The sequence below is a fragment of the Luteibacter sp. genome, assembly GCF_051958795.1.
Lineage (GTDB): Bacteria > Pseudomonadota > Gammaproteobacteria > Xanthomonadales > Rhodanobacteraceae > Luteibacter.
Genome location: NZ_JBQCFT010000133.1, coordinates 1 through 11,245, shown reverse-complemented (window position 1 = coordinate 11,245; position 11,245 = coordinate 1). Strand labels below are relative to the sequence as shown.

General features: G+C 67.2%; 8 protein-coding genes and 2 pseudogenes. 3 read left to right on the top strand and 7 right to left on the bottom strand.

Features of this window, described 5'->3' with window-relative positions:
- The 4 genes and pseudogenes from ACTHLF_RS07540 to ACTHLF_RS07525 all read right to left on the bottom strand — a co-directional run.
- Positions 1-521 (bottom strand): annotated as a pseudogene (locus ACTHLF_RS07540) (hypothetical protein); the annotation flags it as partial.
- A 16-nt stretch (positions 522-537) separates the two neighbouring features.
- Positions 538-1,089, bottom strand: a complete 552-nt coding sequence (locus ACTHLF_RS07535) for an RNA polymerase sigma factor (protein WP_440326239.1) — start codon at positions 1,087-1,089, stop codon at positions 538-540.
- Between the two features lie 44 nt (positions 1,090-1,133).
- Positions 1,134-2,966 carry a vWA domain-containing protein gene (locus ACTHLF_RS07530; protein WP_440326237.1) on the bottom strand — a complete coding sequence of 611 codons (1,833 nt, stop codon included), beginning with the start codon at positions 2,964-2,966 and terminating at the stop codon, positions 1,134-1,136.
- 56 nt (positions 2,967-3,022) lie between these two features.
- Positions 3,023-4,519, bottom strand: coding sequence for a diguanylate cyclase (locus tag ACTHLF_RS07525; RefSeq protein ID WP_440326235.1), 1,497 nt, complete (start codon positions 4,517-4,519; stop codon positions 3,023-3,025).
- Between the two features lie 189 nt (positions 4,520-4,708).
- On the opposite strand from ACTHLF_RS07525, the gene ACTHLF_RS07520 reads away from it, so the two are divergent.
- From ACTHLF_RS07520 to egtB, 3 genes and pseudogenes are all read left to right on the top strand, one after another.
- Positions 4,709-5,449: a hypothetical protein gene (locus ACTHLF_RS07520; protein WP_440326233.1), complete on the top strand. Its 741-nt coding sequence runs from the start codon at positions 4,709-4,711 to the stop codon at positions 5,447-5,449.
- A 137-nt stretch (positions 5,450-5,586) separates the two neighbouring features.
- Entirely contained in the window at positions 5,587-5,964 is a 378-nt protein-coding gene (locus ACTHLF_RS07515) for a DUF427 domain-containing protein (RefSeq protein WP_440326231.1), read from the top strand.
- 20 nt (positions 5,965-5,984) lie between these two features.
- Positions 5,985-8,162: pseudogene (egtB, locus tag ACTHLF_RS07510) on the top strand (ergothioneine biosynthesis protein EgtB).
- A gap of 110 nt (positions 8,163-8,272) precedes the next feature.
- Here the strand turns inward: egtB and pgaD are convergent.
- From pgaD to pgaB, 3 genes are all read right to left on the bottom strand, one after another.
- On the bottom strand, positions 8,273-8,716 hold the full coding sequence (gene pgaD, locus ACTHLF_RS07505; protein WP_440326229.1) for a poly-beta-1,6-N-acetyl-D-glucosamine biosynthesis protein PgaD: 444 nt from the start codon (positions 8,714-8,716) through the stop codon (positions 8,273-8,275).
- Positions 8,713-9,963, bottom strand: a complete 1,251-nt coding sequence (gene pgaC, locus ACTHLF_RS07500) for a poly-beta-1,6-N-acetyl-D-glucosamine synthase (RefSeq protein WP_440326227.1) — start codon at positions 9,961-9,963, stop codon at positions 8,713-8,715. The genes pgaD and pgaC overlap by 4 nt, the downstream gene beginning before the upstream one ends.
- On the bottom strand, positions 9,960-11,245 hold a 1,286-nt coding region (gene pgaB, locus ACTHLF_RS07495; RefSeq protein WP_440326225.1), incomplete at its 5' end, for a poly-beta-1,6-N-acetyl-D-glucosamine N-deacetylase PgaB. The genes pgaC and pgaB, both read right to left, overlap by 4 nt.

The window sequence follows — 11,245 nt, the reverse complement described above, 5'->3', positions numbered from 1 at the left end:
CGGGCCTCGAGGTACTGGGGCTGGGGGCGTGCGGGGGTGGCGCGAACGGCGTCGCGCCCAGGGTGCGCTCCTACAGTCGAGGCAGTGGTGTCGCGAGCGTGGATCGCGCGCGAGCGCGCTCCCACAGAAGGTGGGGCGGCGCGTTGGGATAACTCGAAGGTGGCGCCCGGAGGCGGCGCCGGTGCAGCAGCAGGTGTCGATGGCGATGCCGCAGGCGGTGCCGGGGCCGCAGCCGGGGCCGAGGCGGGTTCGGCGGCGGTGAGTACGGCGGCTTTCTCAGCGATCGGATCGCGGATAGGCGTCTGCTTCATGTGCCAGCCCACGCCGACGGCGAGGACGAGGACGGCGGCGGAGCCGAGTGCGACGGGCCAGCGCGGGCGGCGGCGGACCGGCAGGCCGCGCGTCGCTGCGGCCAGCACGGCGGCGTCGAGCGCGGCGTCGGGCTCCGTCTTCGGCAGACGGGCGTACAGCGCGGCGAGCTCGCGCTCGTCGGGCAGTTCGTCGTCGCTCGGGGGTGGCATGTTCGGATTCATATCGTCAGGCGAACCACTGCTTGATGCGTGCCATGGCATAGCGCAGGCGTGACTTGGCGGTTTCACGGCCCACGCCGGTGATGGCGGCGATGTCCTCCAGGGAGAGTTCGTACTCCATGCGCAAAACGAACGCTTCGCGCTGGTCATCCGGCAGGCTGTCGATCGCCTGCTGCATGCGCCGGCGCAACTCGAATTCCGATAACGCATTCTCGGGCTGCTCGCGTTCCGGCGCCGGCTGGGCGGCAAATACCGCCTCGGCCTCGTCGCTGCTGGCCAGTGGCTTCAGTTTGCGGAAGCCATCGATCGCGAGGTTGTGCGCGATCTGCAGCAGCCAGGTGCTGAACTTCGCTTCAGGCCGGTAGCGGTCGCGCGCCGCGATGACGCGCGCCCACGTTTCCTGGAACAGCTCGTCGGCCACGGCGCGGTCCTTCGCCGTCTTCAGCAGGAACCGGTACAGCGGCCCCTTGTGCCGTGCGTATAGCGTCCTGAACGCGGCCGCGTCTCCGCCCGCCCAGGCGAGCATCAGCGAGGCATCGTCGGCCAGGGGAGCATCCATGGCCGACGAGGTTACGGCATTAGCTGGCGTCATGGCAGCCCGGATCAGCGTGAGCTTTCAGCCACCGGCGTCTGCATCCCGCTCGCGAGGTCCGCCAGCCGGGCCAGGCCGGCACGGTAGCCGCCTTCATCCTTGCCCTGCGCCCCGCGGGCCAGGGCGGCGACCTTATCGTAGCCAAAGCCCTCGCTGAACTTGCCGCCGCGCAGGTTATCGGCGAAGGCAGCAACCGCAGCGGCAAAGCGCAGGCGATCGCTGGCGGTGCCGACGTTCGCGGACAACGGCTGCTCGATCAGCTGGCTCGCACCGCCTTCGGGTGCCTTGTAACGCAGGCGGAGGAAGGCCAGCTCATTGCCCTTCGCCGGTGCCGCTTCGGTGTTGCCATAACGCAACGGATCCACCTGTGCGCCCTTCGCACCCTTCAGCGTGATCTCGTAGAGCGCGGTGACATTCGCACCGGCACCGATCTCGCCCGCATCGACCGCATCGTTGTTGAAGTCCTCGCGGGCGAGCATGCGCTTCTCGTAACCGATGAGGCGGTATTCCGCGACGACACCCGGGTTGAACTCGACCTGTATCTTCACGTCCTTCGCGATCGTCATCAGCGTCGCCGACATCTCGTCCACCAGGACGCGGCGGCCCTCTTCAAGGCTATCGATGTAGTGGTGGCTGCCATTGCCGGCGTCGGCGAGCGTTACCGCCATCTCGTCGTTGTAGTTGCCTTCGCCAAAGCCGAGCGTGGTCAGGGCGATGCCGCTGCGGCGCTTGTCGGCGATGCGGTCCTTCAGTTGCTGGACGCCGACCGTGCCGACATTGAAATCGCCATCGGTCGCCAGGATCACCCGGTTCACGCCGCCCTTGATGAAGCCTTTGGCAGCCTGCGCGTAAGCGAGGTCGATGCCCGCTGCGCCGTTGGTGGATCCACCGGCACCGAGCGCATCGATCGCCGCGTTGATCTTCGCGTGCTGGTCGCCGGCGGTCGCGGGCAGGGCGACGCAGGTGGCACCCGCGTAGGTCACGAGCGAGATGCGGTCCTGTGCGCGCAGCTTCGGCACGATCTGCTTCAGCGAGGCCTTGAGCAGGGGCAGTTTGTCGGGCGAGTTCATGGAGCCCGACACATCGACGAGGAACACGAGGTTGGCCGCGGGGATTTCGCTCGCCGGCACGCGGTAACCCTGGATGCCGACCAGCAGCAGCTGGCGGTCTGCATTCCACGGCGACGGCGCGAACTCGGTCGTCACGCTGAAGGGGCGCGAACGATCCTTCGGCGCGGCATAGCCATAGTTGAAGTAGTTGATGAACTCCTCGCTGCGCACGGCATCGGCCGGCGGCAGCTGGCCTTCGTTCAACAGGTGGCGCACGTTGGTGTACGAACCGGTGTCCACGTCGATGCTGAAGGTGGACACCGGGTCGGTCGCGGCCAGGTGCACCGGGTTGGTGTCACGATGCGCGTAGCGGCTGGTGTCGACGTCCTGCATGGGGAGCATCGCGACCCGGTAGGCAGGCTGCATCGCCACCTGTGGGGCCGCCGCGCTGCGTTTCGCCGCGAGATCGGCGGGTGGCGCGGGCGGTGCCGGCGGAGCGGGTAGGGTGGCTTCCTGTGCGGCAAAGCCTTGCATCGCGCCAGCCGCGGCGGGTGCGGCGACCGCCTTCTGCTGCGCGATCGGTCGGCCCGCGGGCACAGGCATGGGCATGGGCAACGGCGCCGGAGCCGACGCGTAGCCGTACCCGATGGGCTGCGCATCAGTGCAGTTCACGCCTGCTTCGGGGACCGGCGCATAACCGACATGCCGGGCCTGTGGCGGCTCGGCGCCGGCGGCGCCCGCCGCGGCGACCAGGCCGGTGAAGAGCAGGGAGAGGGAAACGCGGATCGTGTTCATCGTGCATGGCCTCCTTTGGGTCATGACGATGAAACGTGGCTCCCTGGCAAACGGGGTTAACCGGCGCGCGCGGAGGGTTCCTGGCGGACCTCGCCCAGGCTGCCCGTACGGTTCCTGCCGCTGTGCTTGGCCCGGTACAGGGCCCGATCCGCGGCATTCAGCAGTTCCAGCGGGCCGCCCACGGTGCTCGGCTGGATCGCCGCGACACCTACGGTGATCGTGAGCACGCCGAACGGGCTGCGTGGGTGGACGATGGCCTGGGCTTCGACATGGGCGCGGAGGTCCTCGGCGAGCACCATGGCTTCCGCCAGGCGGGTACCGGGTGCCACCACGGCGAACTCCTCGCCGCCGAAGCGGGCCAGGAAGTCGCCCGCACGCAGGCCGCGCGCCATCATCGTCGCCGCGAGCGCACGCAGGCAGTCGTCGCCGGCGAGGTGGCCGTAGCGGTCGTTGTATTCCTTGAAGTAATCGACATCGATCATCAGCAGCGCGATCGGCTCACGCTGGCCGGGGCGGTGCCATTCGCGCAACAGGCGCTCATCCAGCGCGCGGCGGTTGGCCAGCCCGGTCAGGCTGTCGACGAACACCAGGCCTTCGAGCTCGTCACGACTGCGCGAGAGACGGAACTCTTCTTCCACCAGGTCCACCTGGGCCAGCGTGCCACGCAGGCCGATCCCGATGACGGCGGCGATCGCACCGGTGATGCCCAGCGACGGATACCCCGGGATCACCATCAGCCCGAACCCGAGCACGCTCATCGCCAGGAAGGTCGGGCTGGCACTCTGCACGAACCGCACGAGGTACACCGGCGGATGCCAGTGGCGTTGCGGCTTGCGCGAGAGCGTAGCGATGCACAGGGCAAGGAACGGAATATCGAGCAGGGCATCCCATGGCGAGTCGCCAAAGTCGGGGTGGCCACCGAGCGCAATGTAGTGGTTGTAGAAGTAGCCGGAGATCGCGTAGCAGACGAAGAACGCCATGACCGCGCGGAAGAAATAGTGGTCATCCGCGCGATCGGTCGCGAGGAAGCGCAACAGCGCGGCGACCGCCAGGCAAAGGTTCTCGAAGTCGAGCATGTGCGCGACATCCACCGCCTGCTGCGGGCCCATCGCCCCTTCCACCGAGACAATGGAAAAGGTGCGCACGTAGAAAAGCACGCCCAGCAGCGCCGCGAGGACCAGGTCGATCGACCGGGCCCACTTCTTGCGGGCGGCCACTGGCGCCGACGAGACGGCCACCAGCACCGGCAGCACGTACAGGATGTAGAAAAACATACTGTCGCCGGGCGCCGGATTGGAGTTATCCATGACGTAGTTCTGCCGGGCCGACAGCGACATGCCGACGGTCCAGAGCACCAGGCTGGCCAGCAACAGCCACCAGCGCGAATCCCGTGGTTCGCCCGAGCTGTGCCAGGCTAGCACGGTGCTGGACATCGCGGCCACCGCGACGGCGAAGAAAAAGCCGTACGAGATCGCCATGCCGCCAGCCGGGGTCAGCACCAGCGCGATCACGTGGACCGCGAGGATGGCCACCGCGGCAATGACGAGTTTCATGGCGCGCTTTTCCCCCTGCTTGCAACGCTATGGTCATATCGGCCGGCTCGACTGGAAGTTGAGCCTTGGCGTCAATATCTTACGTACGGTTTCTCGACAAATGTGAAGATGGTGCAGGCGGGCTTGCCCCCGTCACGCCAGCGCGACCATGCCCCGGCCACCCTCGGCCGGCACACAAGGATCCTTCCCGTGACCATGAAACGCCTGGTGCTCGCCCTGATCGGCGCCTGCCTTCCCGCTGCCCACGCCGCCGATCGTTTCGCCGGCGACGCCATGCCGCGCAATGGCGGCCCCGTGCTGTATCGCGAGATCCACTACGTCGATGGCCCGCGCCAGGTGGTCAGCTACCAATGCCCCGATGGGACGCCGTTCGCACGCAAGGTGCTCCGGGCGGGCAGCGACCTCGCGCGCCCCGACATGACCTACGAGGACGCCCGCGAAGGCTTCCACGAAAGCGTGCGGGCCGTGGGCGACCGCCTGGAGATCCGGGTCAAGCGCCCGGGTGCCGATGAAGAGACCCGCACCATCGACGTGCCGAAGGGCGCCGTGATCGATGCCGGCTTCGACCCTTATATCCGCGCCCACTGGGACGCGCTGGACGTCGGCGTCTCGGTGCCGTACCTCGTCGCCAGCCGCTTTCGCTTCTACGACGTGAAGATCATGGGCGGGAAGGTGGCCCAGGGCCAGCGGCACCTGGCCATGAAACTGGATGCCTGGTACTCGTTCGCCGCCCCGACCATCGGGATGACCTATGGCGCGGACGATCGGCGGATCCTGCGTTACGAGGGGAAGGGCACCGTGCGCAATGCGAACGGCAAGAGTTCGGACGTGCGGATTGACTTCCCGGTGGCGGGCAGGGCCACGGGCCTGCCTTCGAGCACGCTGGATGACGTGCTGAAGGCGCCACTTGCGGGAAAGTGCGCCAGCTGATCGGCAGGACGCATGAATGTCCAATCCTGCCATCTGTGCCTGCGAGACATTTCACCTTTTCCAGCCTGTTGGCTTGGCTTGGGCGGCGGCGGGTCCCACGATCTCCTGTCTGCAAGCCCGCAACGTAGGAGAGTCGCATGTCCTCCCGTCCCGTCAGGATCCCCGGCCCCGACCATCCGATCACGATAAGCCCGGCGAAGGGCCGCGTCGTGGTCCGGTTCGGTGACCAGGTCATCGCCGACACGCGTAATGCGCTGAGCCTGAAAGAAGCCAGCTACCCCGCCGTGTTGTACATCCCGCGTGGCGACGCGGACATGGCCTTGCTGCGTCGCACGGAGCACACCACGTGGTGCCCGTACAAGGGCGAGGCCTCCTATTACAGCCTGCCTGGCAACAGCGAAGCGGCGATCAACGCGATCTGGACGTATGAAACGCCCAGTGAGTCGGTGGCTCCCATCGCAAGCCATCTCGCTTTCTACCCCGACCGCGTGACGATCGAGCACACGCCCGACTGAGCCGCCGGAGCCCCATCCCCATGCAAGCCATCCTCGAAAACCAGGCCGCGGGTTGCGCCGCGGCCTCCACGAATGCTGCGGCCGCGCCGGCGCTGACCCTCGCAGAACGCTTCGATGCCGTGCGTGCACGCACCGAGGCCCTGGTCGCCGCACTGGGCGCCGAGGACATGCAGGTGCAGTCCATGCCGGATGCGAGCCCGGCCAAGTGGCACCTCGCCCATACGACATGGTTCTTCGAAACCTTCCTGCTGGGACCCAACCTCCCGGGCTACTCGGTGTTCGACGCCACGTATGGCTACCTGTTCAACTCGTACTACGAGACGGTGGGCCCACGTCACCCGCGACCCACGCGTGGCCTCGTGACCCGCCCGGGGATCGACGGGGTCCGTGCGTACCGGCACCACGTGGACGCACACATGCGCCAGCTGATCGCCATGGGGCTGGATGCCGAGCGCGAAGCGCTCCTGCGGCTGGGCCTCGCCCATGAAGAGCAGCACCAGGAACTGCTCGTGATGGACGTGCAGCACCTGTTCGCGCAGTCGCCGCTGAAGCCTGCGTTCGATCCGGCATGGCCGGCGATGCCCGCCGGTCCGGCCGGGCGCTACCGGCATGTCGCCGGCGGCCCGGTCCGCATCGGTGCCGCCGATGAGCCGTTCGCGTTCGACAACGAGGGCCTGCGGCATACGGTGTGGCTGGAACCGTTCCAGATCTCAGACCGCCTGGTGACCAACGGCCAGTGGCTGGCCTTCATGGCGCTGGGTGGCTATCGCCGCGCGGAACTTTGGCTCTCCGATGGCTGGGCGCAGTGCCAGGCGGATGGCTGGGAGGCGCCGCAGTACTGGCAGCGCGAAGGCGAGACGTGGTTCCACATGACGCCGGGTGGCTGGACGCCGGTGGATCCCGACGCCGCCGTTGTCCATGTCAGCTATTACGAGGCCGATGCCTATGCGCGCTGGACCGGTGCGCGCCTGCCCACCGAAGCCGAGTGGGAGCATGCGGTGCGCACGCGGCCAGACCTGGAGCAGGTCTACGACAGCGCATGGCAATGGACCGCGAGTGCCTACACGGCGTACCCCGGGTTCCGTGCCGCGGACGACGCCGTCGGCGAATACAACGGCAAGTTCATGAGCGGGCAGATGGTGCTGCGCGGTGGCGCGTCGGTCACGCCGCCCGGCCATTCGCGGCCGTCGTACCGCAACTTCTACCGCCCGGGCCAGCGCTGGATGTTCGCGGGCCTGCGCCTCGCCCGCGACCTGGCGATCAGCGAAGACGACGACCGCCAGGCCTTCCTGCGCGATACGCTCGCCGGCCTGGCCGCACCGCGCAAGACCTTTTCACCGAAATATTTCTACGACGGCGCGGGCTCGGCCCTATTCGAAGCGATCTGCGAGACACCGGAGTACTACCCGACGCGCACCGAGATGGCGTTGTTGAAGGCGATCGCGCCGGCGCTTGCCGAGGCGATCCCCGATGGCGCGGTGTTGCTCGAGCTGGGTAGTGGTGCGAGCGAAAAGACGCGCCTGCTGCTGGACGCGAAGCCGGGGCTGGCCGCGTACGTGCCGGTGGACATCAGTCCGGACGCACTGGAGGGTGCCGCCGAACGGCTACGCGCGGCGTATCCCGACCTCCCCATCGTCCCGGTGGTGGCCGACTTCACGCGCGGCATCGACGTGCCCGAGGCGTTCGCCGCGCATCCGGCGGTGGCCTTCTTCCCGGGTTCGACCATCGGTAACTTCGAGGCCGATGAAGCGGTGGCGCTGATGCACGCGGTGCGTCGCCGGCTCGGTGCCGGTGCGCGTTTCATTGTCGGCGCGGACCAGGTGAAGGCGATCGACACGCTGCTGGCCGCGTACGACGATGCCGACGGTGTCACGGCCGCCTTCAATCGCAACGTGCTGGTGCGCATCAACCGCGAGCTCGGCGGCGATTTCGACGTGGGTGCGTTCGAGCACCGCGCGAGCTGGAACGCCGGCAAGGCGCGCAGCGCGATGCACCTCTAAAGCGTTTCAGCCCAGACGGTCACCGTGTCGGGCCAGCGCTTCGCGTTCGAAGCGGGCGAGACGATCCACACCGAGAACTCACACAAGTTCACGCTGGCGACGTTCGCCGCCCTGGCCGCGCGCGCGGGCTGGGCGGTGGAGCAACAGTGGGTTTCGGAAGAGCCGGCCTTCGGGGTGTTCCTGCTCAAGGCGGTGTAACAAATCGTAGGAGCCCACCCTGTGGGCGCCGCCGTTCGCGGAAGAGCTTCGGGTCCTCCAGCTCTACCGCGAAAGATGTCGCCCACAGGGTGGGCTCCTACGATAGGGCCTTAGCTGGCATCCTTCAGCGTCATGAACCCATCATCCGCCACGCTGACCACCGCGCGGCGGGTGCCCTGCATGCGTATCGCATCGTCGGTGTGCGCACCGATCTTCGCTGCCGTTTCGGCCACGCCTACCGGTGAATTGCCGCGGCGCTTCTGCTTGCCCACGAAGCGCGCGTAGTTGTATGCCGACCAGCTGGTGAAGATCACCGCGGTGACAACGGCCACGGTCAGCACGACGTAGATGTCGCCGCCGTCGGTGATCGGATCCATGAGGTGCAACTGGGTCAGCGCATCGCGGATGCCGTAGGCCCACGCGCCGAGCGTGACCAGCGGGAGCCAGAGGAAGGCCCACGCAACCCATAGCGTGATGGTCACCACGCCGAACAATGCTTTCTGCGCACCGCTCTGGCGCTCAGGCCGCTGGATGACAATGGCTTCGGCTTTCATCGCAGTCCCCGGTCCGGGCTGACCCATACGGCACGCGTGCCCTTGCGCTTCATGATCGCCTTGGGCAGCGCCACGATGGAGGTGGCGGTATTGAGGACCCAGTACACCAGCGGGTACCAGATCATCCAGTAGTAATTGCGGCCGATCCGCGTCTCGTAGCGTCGATCGACGAGGAGGCTGATGCCGAACTGCAGCAGGCAGATGATGCCCAGCACCACGCCGTGCCACTGCGGCAGCAGCGTGTCGATGCGCAGCGACGGCGGCAGCGGCAGGAAGTGCCCCAGCGCCCATAGGGCGATGATGGTGCCCATGGTGTAGGACCAGAGCAGGCTGGTGAAGTACTCGAATGCGACAGGCCACATGCGCCGCTGGCGCCAGTTCAGCAGCTTCTTCGTGTAACGCAGCAACACTTCGGATCCGCCCTGGGCCCAGCGCAGGCGCTGTTTCCACAGCCCGCGGATGGTCTCGGGCATCAGGATCCAGCACAGCGCATTGGGTTCGTAGCGGATCTCCCAGTGGCGCATCTGCAGGCGCCAGCTCACGTCGATATCCTCCGTCACCATGTCGGTGCTCCAGTAGCCCACGTCGTGCAGTGCGCTCTTGCGGAAGCACGCGATGACGCCGGAGACCGTGAAGATGCGCCCATAGACGCGCTGCGCGCGCTTGATCAGGCCGATGATCGACGAGAATTCACCCACCTGCAGTTTGCCGAGGAGCGTGGAGCGGTTGCGGATGCGCGGGTTGCCGGTGACCGCGGCGACGCGCGGGCTATCCAGCATGTGCGAGACCATCCAGTGCGTGGCGTAGTCGTCGAGCAGGGCGTCGCCATCGACGCACACCAGGAAGTCGGCGTTGGACGCGAGCGCGGCGGCACGCAGACCCATGGCCTTGCCCTGGTTCGATGCCATGTGGATGACGCGGAGCTTCGGGTACTGGTCGAGCAACTGGTCGAGCTGCGCGCCGGTGTCATCGGTCGAGCCGTCGTTGATCGCGATGATCTCGAAGTTGGGCCACTGCTGCGAGGCGAGATGGGCGATGGTCTCGCGCACCTGTTCCCCCTCGTTATGGCAGGGCACGATCAGCGTCACCATCGGGTACTCCGCGAGTGTCGGCGGCTTGACCCGGATCGGCTCGTTGCGTTCCCAGCGCAGGTAATAGATGACCCCGCCGCTCATCCACACCAGCGACATCGCCAGCGGGTAATAGAACGCGAATTCCAGCAGGAAATGCAGGACCCCGTAGTTCATCGGGCGGGCTCCGGGTAAGGGTAGTCGGACGCCGAAATGTACGGCCGGATCGCTTCCAGGTCAGGGTGGTTGTGCAGGAAGTCGTCGGGGTAGTAGCCGATGTGGCGGGCGCCCGCTGCCTGCGTCGCGCGGATGCGGTCATTGATATCGCGCACGTCGATCGGCTGTTTCGTGCGCCAGTTGACCGTGGCGAACTCGAACAGCACGCGGTCTTCCGCGCCCGGCTGGGCCAGCGCTTTTCCCACGAGGTTCCGGTACCAGCCGATGCGGTCCGCCTGCTGGTCCAGCTGCGGCATGGCCATGATCGCGGTCATGTCGTAGGCCTTGATGAAGGCAGGCAGGCTCTGCGCCGTCCAGGCCTCGGCGTTCGGTTGCAGGACGTTGCGGGCATATAGGTTGCGCGCCGTGAGCAGTTGCGGCCGCCATTTCTTCATGCGCGTCACCAGGTCCTGGGTGAATGCGATCAGCGCCTGGGTGTTCTGCGCGGCGCTGTTCTTCGCCCATGGCCCCAAGTGGTCAGTGTCGCGCAGGTACGCATCATCGGAGAACAGCACGCCGGCCTCGTCGGTGTGCATGGCAAGGTCTTCATACACGTCGCCGATCATCTGGCGGACGCGCGGATCGTACGGCGCGAGGCGGAAGTGATCGCCACCGGGCTTCGGTTCGCCGGCCAGCGAAGGCAGGTCCTTGCCGTCGGGGAAGCGGAAGGCCAGCACGGGCATCCACGCGTAGACGCGCACGCCGGCGCGGGTGCGCAGTTGCCACGAGACGCGGGAGAACAGGTCCGCGCGCACGGGGAGATGGCGATTGGCGAAGTACACGGCATCGGCGACGCCGTCCCCATCGGGGTCGGCATACGCCTGCAGCCACACCTGGCTGGGATGCATGCGCTTGATCCGGTCCAGCAGCTTCGACAGGTTGCGATCCTGCTGGGCGGGGTCGGGGTCGTACACGTAATCGAGGTCGACCTGTACGGCGCGGGTGGGGTCGACGCGGGTCTGGTGGCGGATCAGCCAGCCGAGGCGGTTGGCCGTGATGTTGCCGCTGACCAGCAGCCGCGGGATCGTGCCGCCCGTGCCCAGCGAGGGCACGGCATCGCCCAGGCTGAAGGTGACCGTCATGCCCAGGCCGATCGCAACGTTCGTGCCGACGCGAGAGTACGCACCGTACGGCCATGCGATGGCACGCGGGCGCACGCCGGTGTGCGCGGCGATCTCGTCCGCGCTTTTCGACAGGTCGGCGCGCACGCGCTCGACGTACTCGGCCTCGGTTTCGTAGCGCT